Below are 17,119 nucleotides of genomic sequence, written 5' to 3'. Positions count from 1 at the left end.
TTCAAGTGCCTTATTATTAGTGATATAACTTATTTTTATTCCATGTTTCATCTTTCAATCATAACTATCATGGAAAAAAAAGCCTACGTCAGCAGATGTATGAGGAGATGCAGATCAGAAACTACTCCCCCAGAAGCATCCAGTGCTACATTGACCTTGTTTCCTCGGTATCCGTCCATTTCGGAAAAAGCCCCGAACACCTCGGCACAGGGGAGTTGAAAGCGTACCTTTTCCACAAGGTGGAGACCTCAAACCTGTCGGCCTCGAGGATCAACCAGACCATCAGTGCCTTCAAAATCCTTTTCAGGGATGTTCTCGGCAGGGACTGGGACCCGGTAAAGATCAAACGGCCAAGGCGCCCCAAGCCCCTTCCGGTTGTTTTTTCAAAAGAGGAGGTATCGCTTATCCTCAACCGGCTCAGGAACAGAAAACATTATTGCCTGATTGCGCTCACCTATGCCTCCGGGTTAAGGCTGGGCGAGGTGACCGCCCTGAAGTTCGGCGACATCGACAGTGACAGGATGCAGCTGAAGGTCCGCGGGGGCAAAGGGAACAAAGACCGGTATACCCTGCTTCCCAAAGGGCTGTTGGAAAAGCTCCGGGAATATTACAGGTATTACCGGCCCAAGACCTTTCTGTTCGAAGGCCGGGAGGCGGGGAAGGCCTACAGCCACCGGAGCGCGCAGGAAGTACTGAAAAAAGCCCTCCTGGACTGCGGGATAAGGAAGCGGGCCTCCTTCCACACCCTCCGCCATTCCTTTGCCACCCACCTCCTTGAACAGGGCACCAACATCAGGGTGATCCAGGAACTCATGGGCCACGGGTCCCTGAAGACGACTTCGGTCTACCTGCATGTGAGCAACATCGATCCCTCCCAGGTCAAAAGCCCGCTGGACGGACTGTGATGGAAACGGTCAACAAAAGGAACGCCGGCACGGAGCTTTCCGATGTCCTGGGGTCCCAGGGGGACAGTCTCACGGTCGGGATGAAGCTCTGCCCCGAGCAGGCCAAGGCCTATAACGACATCCTGTATTGCCGTACACCGAAAATGGGCTCACACAGTCTCAGCTGTGATTCCTGCGGCACGGTCAAAGTCTGCTACAACAGTTGCCGTAACCGTCACTGCCCCAAGTGCCAGTACGTAAAGCAGCTGTTATGGGTGGAAAAGCTGAAGTGCAGGCTGCTCCCGGTAAGGTATTTTCACGTTGTGTTCACGGTTCCGGAATTCCTCAAGCCCCTGTTTTACCTCAACCAGCGGGAATGTTATGGCATGCTATTTTCCTCTTCGGCACTTTCAGTAAAGAAGGCAGCCTCCAACCCGGCCTTCCTGGGAGTGGAAAGCGGCTGTCTGTCGGTACTCCATACCTGGGGACAGGCACTCAATTACCATCCCCATATCCACATGCTGGTACCTGCAGGAGGGCCTGACCCTGACCATATGGAGTGGGTGGCAGCCAACAAAAAGTTCTTTGTGCCCGTGAAAGCCCTCTCACAGATATTCCGGGGGATATTCATGGAAAAGCTTCTCTTTGCCTTGCAGGCAAACCAGCTTAGGGTGCCTGAAAAACAGAAAGATCTATTTGCTGCCATGGGACTTTTAAAAAAGGAGGCTTATTCAAAGTTTTGGCATGTCTATATTAAAAAAACGTTCAAAGGGGCCGGCCAGGTGGTCAGCTACCTGGGCAGGTACACCCACAGGGTGGCCATCAGCAACAGCCGGATAGTGGGCGTTCAGGGCAGGACGGTTAGGTTCAGGTGGAAGGATTACAGGGACAACAAAAGCAAAATAATGGAACTTCCCTGTGCCGAGTTTATCCGCAGGTTCATGCAGCATGTACTTCCCAACGGCTTTTACAAGATAAGGTATTACGGGATCATGTCATCGGCGAACAGCAAGACCAAAATGGAGGACTGTTTCCGGTTACTGGGGATAAGGAGGTTCATTTCCTTCTACGAAGGTTTGTCCACCTATGAGATTTTGGAAGAAATACTCGGCCAGGATCCGTTCAGGTGTACCTGTTGCAATCGTGGAAAGATGGTATATGGCCTTGCGGAGGGGAAGGGCAAGGAGCCTTAACATGGGCCAAAACAGCAACGTTCTTTGAAATCATGGCTCAAACCAAAACGCATCCGGACGTTAAGGGGAAAGGACTGCCCATACATTACCGGAAGCATCCGGAAGTCAGCGGATATGGAGACCAAAAATGAGGTTACTGGTACCGCACACCTCAAAATCCCCCGAACAACGAAACATAAATGCCCATAGACAGGCCACCGGTTTCGTCCAACAAAGTTTTAACCGCAATCTGGGGAAATCCAACTCAACTAGTAATTTTTTTGGCTAGATTGCGTTTAAAACTCTTTTCGTTATCGGCAACCTTAGACAACGACACACCAACATTAAAACGACAATAAATGAGCATTATAAAAAAAGACAGTAAAGCAGAAATAATTATTCCTCAGGACAAACTCGAATACTTACAAAAAGAGTTGACAAATGTTAGAGAAGAGTTTGCAGACAATAAATATGTTCGTGAAGCAATTACAGTTTTAGCAGCAGGTGGACTTAGAAGCACAATTGGTTCTTATTGGAACGCTGTGGTGGACGACCTTAGAAGAAAAATAATGCACCGAAGCATTGACTTGTTCAATAAAGAAATCAATCCTAAAAAAGAGATAAAAACTTATGAAGACTTTCAAAATCATTTGACTGACTTTGAATTGATTGATGGAGCATATAAAATAGGTGTTTTGAGTTGGGAAGCACATAAACTCTTGCATCAAGCAAGAGAAACTCGTAATATTTTCGATGGACATCCAGACAGCTCTGACCCAACTCTCTTCAAAGTTTTTAATATGATTGCTGACTGCAATCGTTATGTTCTTTCACAGGACTATCCTTTGACAATTATTGATGTTAACCAATACATCTTGACAATGGATACAGATACTTTTAATAAAAATGAAATTGCCGTTGAACAAGCATTCACAGACTTGCCTGAGATATACAAAAACGAAATGACTAATCGTCTTTTCACACTTTATATAGGAGATAATGCCTCAACAAGGTTGAAAAGTAATATTGAATTTAGCTATCCAGTTTTATGGAAAGTAATTTCTAAAGAAATACGACAGCAAATCGGGAAACGCTTTGATAAGTTAATGGTTGAGGGAAATAGCGAAACCATTGAAAAAGCAAATGACCTTTTGACAATTGTTGAAGGTCTTAGATATGTTTCTGCCGCAAGTAGAAAAATACTTTACGAACCTGCAATAAAAGACCTTGAAGAAAATTTGGACAATTGGGGTGCAGAAGGCAGAGCAGTTCAATACTTGCAAAGATTAGGCACAAATATTCCGACAGATTTTATAGGTCGTTATGTAAGTGCTTTGACTCTTACCTACGTTGGATATAAAGGTGGGAGTTTCCAATACTCAAGAACGGAATTTTATTCAAATTCTGCTGCACCAAGAATTTCGGATATGTTTGAAAAATTTGACAACTCTTCTGCTGAAGCATTTATTGAAACAATTAAAACAAACGAAAAACTTCAACAAAGGATTAGATATACAAATCAACTAAACCGACTTAGAACTCTCGGCAATATTTTATTAAACAAACCTGAGATACGTGATGATACAAGAGAATTTTTAGAGGTGTTAGTTGACCCGGAAAAAACCAAAGAATTTTTCATCTCATTGAAAGGTAAATAGTATGGGTACAACAAGAAAGGCAGCCGATAACAGCAGCTACCCAAAAGTGGCGGTTCAGTGGTTAAATCAAGCTTTGTACATCTATCAAAGTTTGTGCTTGGTTGACAGTGAAGTGCTTCGAAATCGCCACCTTCGGGTAGCTGCAAAACGTTAGCACTCACCCTAAAAGACAACGACAGTGATAAATATGAAGATGAAAGAAATAGAAAGAAAAGCCAACGCACAAATGGCACATTTGCAAAACCGCACATGCCAACGCAGAACCCAAGTTTTGCAAAAAGCCATTTTTTGCCAACGCTCGACCGACACAATTAAGTAACATCAAGACAAATAATAAATGGATTTTCTTTATAAACTTTTCCCATATAAATCACTCTTTCAATTTGACGGTAATACCCTGACTGCTTGGTGGGTTGTTGTGATTGTAGCAATTTTCTTGTTCTATGTTTTCAGACTATTGAATGTAACTCGCAGATTAAGGAGAAAATTAGAATCTTTATCCAAAAAATTCTCTGAAGACTTGATAAAGAAAGACGTGCTATTTAGCCAAGTATGGAAAGATTATCAAGAATCTTTTATTGAGTTCAATGGTGGAAAAAAAACTGATGAATTTTCGTATGACTACTTCAATGAAAAGCATTTATTGTCAGCAAACACCAACCTCCGACTAATAAATTCAATACCTGCAACACTTGTTGGATTTGGAATTCTTGGAACGTTTATAGGCTTGACTTATGGAATATCCAATTTCCAGACAAGTTCAACAGAACAGATAAAAGACAGTATTGAAACATTATTATCAGGTATGGGAACTGCCTTTGTTTCTTCCATCTATGGTATGCTGCTCTCCTTGGTTTTTACTTTTTTTGAAAAAATACAAGTAAACTCACTTCATAATTCTATACATATTCTGTGTTACAAACTTGACAAAAAATTCAAAATATCAAAAGAAGATGAACGGACAATTGAATTAAAAAGACAGGAACGATTACTGAATGAATATTTTATTTTTAAAGACGAAAACGGAAATGACATAAAACCAGGCAATGTTTTTAGAGATATATTCATTGAGACTAGAAAACAATCCGTTGCATTGCAATCATTCTCAACAGATCTTGCCAATCTTATTGAAGCAGGGTTTGAGAAAATTTTGAATGACCCAGACAAAGGAGTGATGTTTGAACTTCAATCATTAAAAACTGAGATAGTAAATCTAGGATCTAAACTTCAAGACCCAGCTTCTGAAATGACCCAAAATGTAGTCAAGGAACTTGAAACGTCAATGGCTAAAATGATTGAGGAGTTTAAGGTTTCTATGAGCGGTTCGACAAAATCAGAATTAGAAAATTTAACTACTCTGCTCGGACAAGCAGGCAGTTCTCTTACTGACTTTCCAAGTAAATTGGAGTTAATGACAGATAACCTAAATCAGAATTTCAAAGGCTTACAAGAGGTCGTTCAACAAATTTCTCAACAGACTTTACTGCAATCTGAGCAATCAACTGAACAAATGCGAAAGCAAGTTGAGGAAATGGGTGAAATATTAAAAGATAAAGTTGGCGACTTACAGGTTGGACAAGAGGTACTAATGACAAAGCAAACCGAGAATTTACAAGTATCTGAAAAATTGCTAGGTTCATTTAACTCCAGTATTGAGAGATTGAATGAATTATCTAAACAGGTTAACGAAACAGTCTCAAGTTTCAGTAAAGTCCAAGGCGAGCTTAACTCTGCATCAGGTCAATTAAAGTCAATAACTGACAATGTTCTAAGCTCATCCAATTCATTCAAAGAAGCTCAATTAAAATTCGCTCAACACTCTAATGAATTTTTGAAGAACAACGCATCTACAATAGAAGAAATTCAGAAGTCTTTGCAAAAGGCCGAAAGACTTTCTAGCGATTATGCTAATAAATTTGAAATTATCGAAAAAGGCCTCAAAAACATATTTGAGGAACTAGATAAAGGATTGAAAGGCTATCAAGAAAATGTTGAAGTTAGTACCGCTAGTTATCTTGAAAAATATTCAAAAGCTTTAACAGATACTGCATCTGCACTTGGAAAGTCCTTTGATAAATTAGATCCAGTTCTAGATGAAATAAATGAAAGCCTCGCTGAAATAAAAAACAATCGTAGGTAATGAGAAAGGTTACCACAACATATCAGGAGGATGAACCTCAAAATCCATTTGCCCTTTCCATTGGGGACTTAATGGCTGCATTGCTATTAATATTTGTCCTTTTGCTTTCTTCGACGCTTTTGAGGCTTCAAGATGAATTCGAAAATAAGTCACTTATTGCAGAAAGATACTCTTCAATAAAAGAAGATATATATAAGGAGCTAATTAAGGAATTTGAAAAGGATTTAAAAGATTGGAATGCTACTATTGACGAAAAGGATTTACTCATAAGATTTTCAGGACCTAGAGTTGAGTTTGACTTTGGCAAATCAGAAGTAAAGCCACAGTTTAAAGAAATATTGAGCGACTTTTTTCCAAGATATGTAAAGATTATTACACTTCCGAAATTTAAAGATAACATTGAAGAAATAAGAATTGAAGGACATACAGATAATAAGGGAACCTATTTTCATAATATGGAACTTTCTCAAAATCGCACTAGAAGCGTATTAAACTTCGTGTTAGAAAACACTAGTTATGAAACTACTGAAAAAACATGGATTCAACTCAATCTTACAGCAAATGGTCTCTCTTATAGCAAACCAATAGCGGATAATGACACAGAACTAGGTCAGAGTCTAAATAGACGAGTAGAGTTTAGAATAAGAACTAATGCGGAAAAACAGATTGATGAAATTTTAAAAGTAAACCTAAATGAATAATATAAATGACATATTAGAATTTAGGTTTTCACAGAATTCGTTCTCTGAAAAAGGGAAAAACATTGTGCCAACTCATATTCTCAATCTTTGCCAATCTCGAATTTCAACCTTGAATGCTATAACGGAAAAGATTGGGAACTCAATGATTGATGAAAAACCGACTAAAGGGATTCGAGATGTATATCTTAAATTCATTAAAATCTCTCAATTGTACAATGGCTTTAATGACAAGTTTGATAAACGTGAGTTAAGAACTCTCACTTACGCCTTGACCTATAAAGAGCATCAAGAAGATTCTATTTTTGAAAACTCAAATTATTTACAACAATGCTTTTTGCTTTTGAATAATAATTGGAGAGATTCATTTATTTCAGGTTTACTTGATTGTTACTTATCCCATTGGGGCAGTTCAAACAAAGAATCTTTTAACATTCTATCAAAATTTTTGACTTCCAAAATCGAAAATTATAAAGGTTCTAGAAGTTTGTTTCAATCTCTTAAAACCAACGCCAAGTTTTTCGACAAGGATAAAGGAGACTTAGATTTAGGTGCGACTTTGGCAATTTCGAATAAAAGCATAACAGAAGCAACGAAGTTTTTATCGCTTCCTGACCATTGGATAACCTATCCATACTTTTCAGGGGTTATAAATGGCTACTTTGAAAAATCCAAAAATCGACTTGAAACTGCTTTAGATGATATTTCTTATGTACTTGAAAAACACAGTAATTCAACTAAAGCCACGAGAACAAACAAACTTATAGTAAGCAAAATCATTCGCCACTCCACAACAGCAAGTGAAATTCTTCAGAATAAAGTTAAAGATGTTGCATTCAAATTAGTTGGAGACCCAGGAATCACATCTATTTGGCGACCATATGAAAATGCTAGTCAATCCGAAATTTCAACAATCAACAAAGCAAGAGAGGTTCTTAATGAATGGGTTACACGCCAATTTATTAATGTGTTTTTTGAGAAATGTATCAACGATAATAGAAGAAAACGCTTTTGGTTGCAATACAGCAAAAAGATAACCGCATTTAAAGTTTTTGGCCCAAGCCATATTAAACGAATTTTAAAAACAGACCAGAGAATTTCAGAATATGTTGACGGGCGTTTTCATTCGGTTGCCAGCAACAGAGGTGTATCAGCTTTTATGTTTCTGATTGGCGAACATAAAATGATTGAATTTAGTGACCCAGGCTATGCATTTTATGCCTACAAAGCTTCTAATTCAATGGCCCCTTCCTTCGATGCAAAATATGTTTCATCAGTTGACAACTTTCGAGATGGAAGTATGTCAATGTTGGTTTACAGAAGCGGTTATCACTTACACTCATTTTCCGATGAAGGAAGATTGAGCCATAATGATGGAGATATGAAATGGGAAGATGTTTTTTCAAATTGGTTAAAAAGAAAGGCAGGGATTAATGTTTAAATGGAAATTTGATAAGACGTTTTTGTTTTCCTTGGAATCTTCCACAGGGGAGAATGTACCGTTTTCAGAATGGGACAATTTCCATAGCGATTATTTGTCGCAATTATCAATAATTCAAGAGCTTGTTGATAATGGTCTTGCAATGACAACGTATTCAGTAGTTGAAATAGAAACTGAAGACATATTAACTCTCGATGAAATCGACAAAAGACTGTTAGGTCTTCCGTCTGATTATCCATTCGTAATCTTTATCGAAGCAGATGGGATTTTAAGTCAGGGTTCATTTAAGTTTAAATATGGCTTCTTTGATTTTGTACCGAATGGAAATAGATTGTTTTTCAATAGAGATGGTGTGGTTTTAAAAAATACCGATACACAATATTTACTTTCATTAAGCCAATTCAAAGTCCTTGATGCTATTGAAGCATTCAATTCCCTTCCAGAATCATCAAGAACATTTCAACATAATCTAACTTGCTTTGCAGACATAAAAAGCCTTTCAGATGATGTAGCAACCATGTTAGACAGTTTTTTACAAAGTCAAAATGTACTACATCCTGAAAAAATCAAAATTGATGTTTCCTTTGAAAATGAGACTTTAGAGTTAAAACCTAAAATTGACACGCTAAAACAAGAATCACTTGAAAAAGCGTTTGATTTAAGTCCAACAATCAAACCTACCTATAATTTAGCTGATGAAAACGGAGGCACAACAAGAGTGATAATTGATGAAGTTCAAAAGGAAGAATTAACAAGATTAAAACGCAATAGAAAAATATCAAATCAAGAATTGATAGAGGATATTGTAGAAAATCCTGAAAATTACTTTGATGACAATATTATCGACTTAGCATATTTCAGCCAAAGGGTAAGGGAAATTGGAATATATAAGCCAAAGTTTTACCCTTTTGTCTGTCCATATAAATCTGAATGGATTCCGGGGTTTGTGATAAAGGATAAACTAAACGGTGATAAAAAAATCCACTTTAAAACGCCTGTTGAGTTAGCTGAATTCGAAACTGAAAGAAATATTGCGATAAAGGAAGGCAAGACTCATTTTACCTACAAGAATGAACAAATTTCAGTTGATGATGCAGATAAAATCGTCTCAATTGCAACTAAGCAATTTGAAAATCCCAAAGAGCCAATTGTAAAGGAATCAAGCACAAACTCGGACGAAGTTCTAATTATCAAAGAAAATGCAGACTTATTAGAATACATTGAAAACAACTCCAATCCAGAATCTTTACAGCATAGTTTTTTTAATATAGAAAATCTTAAAGCTCCAATTGAGTTAAAAGAACATCAAATTGAGGGTGTGGCATGGCTACAATCTTTGTTTCGTGAAAATCTTAATGGATGCTTGTTGGCTGATGATATGGGTTTGGGTAAGACCCTTCAACTTCTTTATTTCATAGAGTGGCATGCCCAGAATATCAATGATGACAAACCATATCTTATTGTTGCTCCTGTATCATTATTGGAAAATTGGGAAAGTGAATACAAACGATTCTTTAATCCAACAAATTTGGAGTTAAGATTTCTATTTGGTGCAACAGGTATTGATCGAGACTTTTCAAGAAGCGCAGTTTTAGAGTTACAGCGTAAACAATTAATACTAACAAACTATGAATCCCTTAGGTCATATCAAATGAATCTTTGTGCAGTCGACTATTCGATAGTGGTATTAGATGAAGCACAAAAGATTAAAACACCAGGAACTTTAGTTACAAATGTTTCAAAGGCACTAAAGGCGGATTTTAAAATTGCCATGACAGGAACACCAGTTGAAAATACATTGGTTGACTTATGGTGTATCATGGATTTTTCTGTTCCAGGGTTGTTGGGTAATGCTAAAGATTTCGCAAAGAACTATCAAAAACCTTTAAGCAATGAAGATACCGACATACATGCTTTAGGAGAACAACTAAGAGGTCAAATAGGAGTTTTTATCAAAAGACGCTTAAAGCAAGATGTTGCAAAAGATTTACCAAGGAAAAATTTGAGGGTTGTTCCTAGAACAATGCCTGAAATTCAAGCGAATAGATATTCTGTTGAAATCGAGCTAGCCAAAAACGAGCAAATGGAAGGTGTGGAAAGGCGTAATCAAATCTTAAAATCATTATGGGCAATTCGTGACATCTCCGACCATCCCTATTTAGTCGATAATCAAATTAATATGTTCAATTCGTCTGAACTAATTTATAGTTCTGCAAAGCTTCAAATACTAATTGAAATATTACACGAAGTTCAGTATAAATCTGAAAAGGCTATAATTTTTGCTGACAGGAAGGAAACACAAAAGATGCTTCAAAAAGTTATTTATGAAACATTCAAAATATCTCCGCCATCCATAATCAACGGAGATACCCCATCATCAAAACAAAAAGAAACCAGTAGCAAGTTATCTAGACAGCAGACAATTGACCGCTTTCAAAATGAAGATGGTTTTAATGTAATTATTATGTCTCAATTAGCAGCAGGGGTTGGGCTTAATGTTGTTGGTGCAAATCACGTCATCCACTATACAAGACATTGGAATCCTGCCAAAGAAGAGCAAGCAACTGACAGAGCATATAGAATTGGTCAGACAAGGGATGTAACAGTTTACTATCCAATGGCTGTATTCCCTGAAAGTTTCCAAAACGAAAAAGGAGAACGTCAAAAATCATTTGATGAAATTCTAGATGTTTTATTGTCTCGCAAAAAATCACTTGCATCAAGTACACTATTCCCTTCCGAACAAAGTGAGGTTCGACCAGATGAGATATTTGATGATGTGTTCGGAAATATTCAAAATCAAAGAAATAATAAACCATTAGCGTTCACAGAAATAGAAAAATTGAATCCAAGGTTATTTGAGGCATATGTAGCATCCCTTTATACAAAGCAAGGATTTCAGGTTTACTTAACTCCATTCGCAAATGATAAAGGTGCTGATGTAGTTGCATTAAGTCCACATGGTAATTATTTGATTCAAGCCAAGCAAAGTCAATCAAGCGTTAGTAATGATGCTATCCAAGAAGTTGTAACTTCAAAAAACTACTATGAAAACCACTTTAGTGAAAAATTCAATTTGGTTGTTTTGACAAACAATTATTTTGGATCGTCTGCAACGACACTTTCAAACTCTAATGAAGTTGAAAAAATTGACCGAATTAAACTTGAAAGTTTGATACAAAATTTTCCTGTAACAATCCAAGACATTAACAGACATGAATCACAGCGTCTTCAAAGAATATAAGCCCACCCAAAAGCAAGCACATTTGCAAACCGCACAATGCCGACCCTCAAGCCGAAGTTTGCAAAAGAGCTTGCTTTGCCACCACACCTCGACCGACAAAATTAACAGACCAAAACAGGGAAGAAAAGAAGGGCGAATTGCTAACATCATTTGGCAACAAGCTGAAAAAACTAAACAAAAAGATGAAATTTAGAAAAGCGACAAAAAATGATATTTCAATAATTGTGGAAATGATTGCTGATGATGAGGTTGGAAGAACCAGAGAAAATTTTCAGGTTCCATTACCAGCCGAATACCTTAACGCTTTTGAAAAAATAAGTAATGACGGAAATCAAGAACTAATTATTGTTGAAAACGAAAATGCTGAAATTATCGGAACTTTACAATTGTCCTTTATTCAGTATCTGGCTTATCGGGGTGGAATTGGAGCGCAGATAGAAGCCGTAAGAATAAAGAAAGACCAAAGAGGACACGGAATTGGAAAAGCAATGCTTAAATGGGCTATAAATAGAGCAAAAGAACGGAATGCTCATTTACTACAATTAACGTCTGACAAAAAACGACCGAAAGCGATTAAATTCTATGAGGACTTAGGGTTTAAAGCAACTCACGAAGGAATGAAAATACACTTTGAATAAAAAAGCCTGTTGCCAACAGCGCATATAACTTATGGCTGGAAAGTAGTAAATTCGGGTTCGCGGCTGCGATTGGAGATTATCATGGGTTGAAAGAAAACAGCTTCGAAATCCGCCACAAGTCATATGTGTGCCGAGAAGCAGTGGATCGGCAATATTAATTTCACTGCATGCTGTAAATGAGATGATGGAACCGACCCAACGGAGTCGCCTTACAGGAGGGGGCTTCAAACCACCCAAAGGTGCATTGGTAAAGAGCCATGGTACTGAGCGTTTGGGAAAAGATTTCACCAAGAGTGAGATCAGGTAGGTGTAGAGGAGTCGAACTGACCGTAACCGCTGAAGAGGTGTCGAGAAAGTGCCACACTCTGTCAAAAGCCGTAAAGGTATGTATACGGTGATGAATACGGAGAAACCTGTTTACTGTCCGTATGGCAGGCGTCATTCAGGCGGCGTGAACTCTATCCGGGCTCTTTTACGGAACTCGGGAACCTGTTCAACGATGACAGGCTGCCTTAAAGGCTACCGTTGGAGGATTCGCTGGCAGTCAAAGGGAAACATTCGATAAGCACAACTTAGAGGTGGAATACCGATGCGTTGATTCAGGGTCGGACTTGCCCGTAGTAACGAGGATTGTCCTGTAACGGGATAGGAGTGAAGGGGCAGGGTTATACAGTCCCATTACATCGACCAACTTGAAAGACAGGATGAATTTATGGAATGAGACAAGAACAGTACCGATCAGTCGGGAAATGGTATGGAAAGCCTACCTGAAAGTCAAGGCAAATTGTTTCTTGGGTTTGACTGTGCTATCAGCATAGGCTCAAGAAAGCGGATAGCTGACAAGCTGGAGGAGTTGGATATAGTGAACATGAGTTGTAAGAGCATAGCAAAAATCCTGAATCCAATGATTCGGGGTTGGGTAAACTATTATGCCAGATTCAGCGGCTATGAACTCTCTAAGGTTTTTCAGTTATTAAGGAGCCGTTTAGTAAGGTGGGCAAGAAAACGGTACAAGCGATACATAACTAGCCTTAACCGGGCATTCAGGTGGCTGGACAGGGTAAGGGTGCAATTCCCTAACCTATTCTACCACTGGCAGGTGGGATACTCTTGTTAGCGAAAGTTCTGTATAACAAGAGCCGTATGACGGGAGACTGTCACGTACGGTTCTGTGAGAGGCTTGGGGGAAACTCCCCTTGCCTACTCGACACTCAACGTTGTGTTTCATGCTGAGAGAGACCGTACAACAAATACCAATGCACATATGGCACATTTACAAGCTCCGACACACAGGCTGATGCTTCAGCTTGTAAAAGAGCCAAATTTTGTCAAACGCGCAAGATGATTTATATGGAAGCTTTAATATTCGCAGCTCAAACAATAGCTGCATATGGATTCAATAAAGGACTAGATAAAATATTCTCAAATAGAGAAGATTTTAGCAATCGATTATTTAAAATCATTTCCTTAACCATTGATGAATATCAAGAAAAGTATCCTGCACAAGACCAAGGGAAACAGTTTGCTTTTTATAAATCACAAATTTTAATTGAAGAATTTTTAAAATTCAGATTATTCTCAAACAAGGGTTACAAAATAGACCCTAAAACAATTCAAACGGAATTGGAGAAAAATCCGAATATTCTTAAACCAAAAGATTCAGAATTAGACAACTTTATTCTGATTTTTGACAAATACATCAATGAAGATGAAAAACTTAAATTATTAGAAATTGAAGCTTTTCACAAAGAAGTAATTTTTGACATTTATAATGATGTTGAGCGGATTCTAAACATTTTAGAAAATCAACTGGTTAATATTGTACCATTACTTGAAAATGAATATCAAGCAAAAATTAATAGTTATCTAGCCGAAATAAAAAGTCTAAAACCTCGAACGGCACTAAACCATCTTCAAGACCTAGAAAAACGTGTAAATGAAAATATAAAACATGTTTCAAATAAAGTCCAAGCGACATTAAAATACTTTATTGGAGTGTGCTTTGAAGCATTAGGTTCAGCAAATGAAGCATATGAAAACTTTATTAGTGCATATAAGATCGAACCAGAGAATAAAACATATTTAGAAAAAGCCTGTATTTCATATTATTTCCTAAAGGATGACAAATACAAAAACTTAAAGGAAGTAATTGAAAAAAGTGATGATTACAATACCTTTTGTTGGGCTATTAATACCATAGAGTCTGAAAATATTCTGAATTACATTAAAGAATCTGTACCACAACTTGTACTTGATAAAAACCACTTCAAAAGAATTGTATTTAATAATAATCTTAAAACTCATAAAGTTGATTCGTTAGAATTAATTGATTTATTTGGAGTTTCGAAATATTCAAATGAATTTCCCGACTCGATAAACTATGATAACCTTCATCATTGGATTTTTATATTAAATTCTTTATCAATACAATTTTTTACAAGCTGTGAAATACCTTATTGGGGGTTTTTAGAAAAAAATGAAAAATCTATTCAATTTCTGGAGCTTTCAAAAATTCTTTCAGAAGCAATAAAGATTAGTGAATTGGATGAAAGTTATAATGTAATTATCTTTAATTATTATTGGCTCCAAAGTGAAGTAAACATTCAAGAAAATACACTCGAAAAACTTAAAGAAGCCTATAATTCGCTTAAAGAGGAGGATGCGTTTAGAACAATGTTAGTAGCGAATTCAATTCAGAAACATGATAATATCCCAAATGCATTAAAATATATAAATGAATTTCAAGGGGAATTAGATGAGAATTTAGTATCACTAAAGACTTTCTGTCAACTGGGAAATCCTCAAACCGAAGAAACAGTAATAGAGTACTTTAAATTTGTAAACCACATAGATGAACTTAATGCTATAAATGCTTGTGGATACTTGATACCGATTATAAAGTCTAATATAATTGAAAAAGAAAAATTGAAGGAACTTTTAAAAAGTGTCAGTTTCTCTAAGACAGAATATGAGGAGTTAGTATTTTTGTTGATTGATACTCTTTATGCAAAAGATTTACCTATTGAAATTGAAAAAATCAACAAGGTAAAAGATAAACTTATAGGTGAATCGAGATTATTTTTCTTCATTGCTTTATTGTACTTTGAAAACAAATACTTTTCGGAATGTGTAAAATTTCAAGAAACTTATGTAGATGAAGATAAAGAGTCAAGAGATTTGTTCCTATTCATTAGAACCTTAGACGCGACAAAAAACCAAAACCAATTAAAGCTTCTGAGACTATTAAAGAAATGGAGAACTTCATTTACTTATAATGATTATCTACTAAGGATTGAGATTGAATTTCAACAAATTTTGAAGGATTGGAAAGAACTTGAGGAAATTGCGAAATATGCTCTCACCGAATTACCAAATGATGAAGCTTTTTTTACAATCTATATAATTGCATTATCGATAAATGAGAAAAAGTCTGAATTAAAAAATGAAATTGATAAAATAAAACAATTCAGGTTTAAGTCTACTGAAAATACGTTAACTGTTGTAAGTAATCTATTACATTCTGGATTTATAGATGCTGCTTTGGAATTGTTATATGTTAAGGCTTTAAATAAGTCTGACAGTTTAGCCCGCTTAAATTATTTTTCATTACCAACTAATTTGCCAGAAGATTATTTTAAAGAGTATGATGAAATAACCGATGATAGTTATGTCAAATTTGAAATTGATGGTGAAGTAGAAACAATTCATGTAAATCAAGAAACAAAATCATCTGATATTATTCAAAAATCTTTAGGTAAAACTGTTCTAGAAACATTTACAATCGAGAAAGCTTTGTCTAAAAAGTTGAAGCATGTAAAGATACTTCGCATTATGAACAAATATCTTGCCTTATATGATGATATTCTTACTGAAGCGCATAGTTCATTTTCTAACTTACCTGTAGAGTCATTAAAATTTGATTCTACTGATATGGAAAGTTTTGAAAAGACTTTAATTGAGAATTTTGGTGCAACTGATATTGAAAGGCGGAAGCATGCAGAAGAGATATTTAGTAAATATCAAAGCTATAACTTATCGTTTACTGAATTAGCAAATGCCAACTTTGATGGTTCATTTATTGATGCTTATTATCATTTAATATCGAATCAAAGTGAAGGTTTTTTAGTTAAACCTTTGAAATATTTTAATAATGTCGAATTTAAGAATAAATCACTAGTAATTGATTTCAGCAGTGGTATGCTCTTCTTTGAACTTGAGTCTAAGCTAGGTATAACGTTTGATAAATTTATTGTTACAGAAAATACATACATCCAAATAGATAAATTAATTGCAAAAACAGAATCTCAACGCAATTCAAAAATGTCTGTTAGTTTGTATAATAACAAGATTGTACCACATTTTTATCCAGAGGACTTTCATGATAAAAGGATTGAGTTTTTGCAAAAGCTAAAAAAATGGTTCCATGAAAACTCAATATCAGATAATCCAAAAGAGAAATTAGAAGTTATTAGACCCTTGTTCCTTGAAGGTAAAATAACTGATACGATGGAGTATGTTATAGACAATGCATTTTTAGCACAACGGAAGGATTATGTATTAATAACTGACGATATTGGATATGAGAGAATGTTAAAGGTAAATAACTGGGCTACAACCGAAATTTATTTACAGCATATATTTCCAGATAGAAAGAATGAAATACTTGAGATTATGTTGTCTTTTAGATATGTTGGTTTAACAGTTAACTCAGAACTGTTGTACTCTACATATATAAATCATTTTAAAGAAGGATACAATCATATATACAATTACGCATTACGGAATTTATCTTTGCATGTTAATTTCAATTCGTTTAATATTTTTATCGTCGTTGATTTTTTAAAGAAACTCGCTTTAAATTCAACTTTGACAAAGGAAAAGTATAAATATGATGCAACTAATATTCTAGCAATGGTGATTTCAAGTTTTCCAAATCCTTCATTTAGCTTTTCTTTGAAAAATAGGATTGAACAGCAATTTCATTTATTAGGAGATTATTTAAATCTTACTTTATCAGCACTTTTAAATGCCTTAAGAATAAAAAGCCCACAATAGCCATGCACATTAAGCAAACACATATACCAGTTACACAATCATATTTGCTTAAAGAGCATGTCTCCTCAACACACGGTTTGACAGATGTAATAAATCACGAAAATACAACACAGTATATAAAACATTTGGCGGAAAGTGCTAATTTTAAGGCGTTACATTTAATAAACATCGCAACGGTTTGATAGGAAA

General features: G+C 36.2%; 11 protein-coding genes. 10 read left to right on the top strand and 1 reads right to left on the bottom strand.

Going from position 1 to position 17,119, the window contains the following annotated elements; all coding sequences use genetic code 11:
* Nucleotides 1-95: 95 nt before the first annotated feature.
* The 8 genes from DB520_RS14905 (at nucleotide 96) to DB520_RS14865 (ending at nucleotide 11,875) form a co-directional block, all read left to right on the top strand.
* A complete protein-coding gene (locus DB520_RS14905; RefSeq protein ID WP_114750510.1) occupies nucleotides 96-905 on the top strand; it encodes a tyrosine-type recombinase/integrase in 810 nt (269 codons plus the stop codon).
* Nucleotides 905-2,077: an IS91 family transposase gene (locus DB520_RS14900; protein ID WP_114750509.1), complete on the top strand. Its 1,173-nt coding sequence runs from the start codon at nucleotides 905-907 to the stop codon at nucleotides 2,075-2,077. Before DB520_RS14905 ends, DB520_RS14900 begins: the two co-directional genes overlap by 1 nt.
* Nucleotides 2,078-2,415: 338 nt before the next feature.
* Entirely contained in the window at nucleotides 2,416-3,714 is a 1,299-nt protein-coding gene (locus tag DB520_RS14895; RefSeq protein WP_114750508.1) for a hypothetical protein, read from the top strand.
* 337 nt (nucleotides 3,715-4,051) lie between these two features.
* Nucleotides 4,052-5,854: a MotA/TolQ/ExbB proton channel family protein gene (locus DB520_RS14890; protein WP_114750507.1), complete on the top strand. Its 1,803-nt coding sequence runs from the start codon at nucleotides 4,052-4,054 to the stop codon at nucleotides 5,852-5,854.
* Nucleotides 5,854-6,555, top strand: a complete 702-nt coding sequence (locus DB520_RS14885; RefSeq protein WP_114750506.1) for an OmpA family protein — start codon at nucleotides 5,854-5,856, stop codon at nucleotides 6,553-6,555. Before DB520_RS14890 ends, DB520_RS14885 begins: the two co-directional genes overlap by 1 nt.
* Nucleotides 6,548-7,993 (top strand): EH signature domain-containing protein, encoded by a 1,446-nt coding sequence (locus DB520_RS14880; RefSeq protein ID WP_114750505.1) that lies wholly within the window; start codon nucleotides 6,548-6,550, stop codon nucleotides 7,991-7,993. The genes DB520_RS14885 and DB520_RS14880 overlap by 8 nt, the downstream gene beginning before the upstream one ends.
* On the top strand, nucleotides 7,986-11,237 hold the full coding sequence (locus tag DB520_RS14875) for an SNF2-related protein (RefSeq protein WP_114750504.1): 3,252 nt from the start codon (nucleotides 7,986-7,988) through the stop codon (nucleotides 11,235-11,237). Before DB520_RS14880 ends, DB520_RS14875 begins: the two co-directional genes overlap by 8 nt.
* Before the next feature lie 182 nt (nucleotides 11,238-11,419).
* Entirely contained in the window at nucleotides 11,420-11,875 is a 456-nt protein-coding gene (locus tag DB520_RS14865; RefSeq protein ID WP_114750502.1) for a GNAT family N-acetyltransferase, read from the top strand.
* A 160-nt stretch (nucleotides 11,876-12,035) separates the two neighbouring features.
* On the opposite strand, the gene DB520_RS26710 is transcribed toward DB520_RS14865, so the two are convergent.
* Nucleotides 12,036-12,317 (bottom strand): hypothetical protein, encoded by a 282-nt coding sequence (locus tag DB520_RS26710; protein ID WP_157972099.1) that lies wholly within the window; start codon nucleotides 12,315-12,317, stop codon nucleotides 12,036-12,038.
* A gap of 312 nt (nucleotides 12,318-12,629) precedes the next feature.
* Between DB520_RS26710 and DB520_RS14860 the strand changes: the two genes are divergently transcribed.
* Together DB520_RS14860 and DB520_RS14855 are read left to right on the top strand one after the other, a co-directional pair.
* Entirely contained in the window at nucleotides 12,630-12,992 is a 363-nt protein-coding gene (locus tag DB520_RS14860) for a group II intron maturase-specific domain-containing protein (protein ID WP_114750501.1), read from the top strand.
* A gap of 233 nt (nucleotides 12,993-13,225) precedes the next feature.
* Complete coding sequence (locus DB520_RS14855) at nucleotides 13,226-16,930, top strand: PIN domain-containing protein (protein ID WP_157972098.1); 3,705 nt, start codon at nucleotides 13,226-13,228, stop codon at nucleotides 16,928-16,930.
* Nucleotides 16,931-17,119: the final 189 nt, after the last annotated feature.

The sequence above is a fragment of the Pleomorphovibrio marinus genome (genome assembly GCF_003347495.1).
Classification (GTDB): domain Bacteria; phylum Bacteroidota; class Bacteroidia; order Cytophagales; family Cyclobacteriaceae; genus Pleomorphovibrio; species Pleomorphovibrio marinus.
This window is presented reverse-complemented; position numbering and strand designations above follow the sequence as displayed.

Bases quoted from the DNA above. Each gene is read 5' to 3' on its own strand.
- DB520_RS14905 (WP_114750510.1), top strand. From the start codon at position 96: ATGTATGAGGAGATGCAGATCAGAAACTACTCCCCCAGAAGCATCCAG.
- DB520_RS14900 (WP_114750509.1), top strand. From the start codon at position 905: ATGGAAACGGTCAACAAAAGGAACGCCGGCACGGAGCTTTCCGATGTC.
- DB520_RS14895 (WP_114750508.1), top strand. From the start codon at position 2,416: ATGAGCATTATAAAAAAAGACAGTAAAGCAGAAATAATTATTCCTCAG.
- DB520_RS14890 (WP_114750507.1), top strand. From the start codon at position 4,052: ATGGATTTTCTTTATAAACTTTTCCCATATAAATCACTCTTTCAATTT.
- DB520_RS14885 (WP_114750506.1), top strand. From the start codon at position 5,854: ATGAGAAAGGTTACCACAACATATCAGGAGGATGAACCTCAAAATCCA.
- DB520_RS14880 (WP_114750505.1), top strand. From the start codon at position 6,548: ATGAATAATATAAATGACATATTAGAATTTAGGTTTTCACAGAATTCG.
- DB520_RS14875 (WP_114750504.1), top strand. From the start codon at position 7,986: ATGTTTAAATGGAAATTTGATAAGACGTTTTTGTTTTCCTTGGAATCT.
- DB520_RS14865 (WP_114750502.1), top strand. From the start codon at position 11,420: ATGAAATTTAGAAAAGCGACAAAAAATGATATTTCAATAATTGTGGAA.
- DB520_RS26710 (WP_157972099.1), bottom strand. From the start codon at position 12,317: ATGACGCCTGCCATACGGACAGTAAACAGGTTTCTCCGTATTCATCAC.
- DB520_RS14860 (WP_114750501.1), top strand. From the start codon at position 12,630: ATGGAAAGCCTACCTGAAAGTCAAGGCAAATTGTTTCTTGGGTTTGAC.
- DB520_RS14855 (WP_157972098.1), top strand. From the start codon at position 13,226: ATGGAAGCTTTAATATTCGCAGCTCAAACAATAGCTGCATATGGATTC.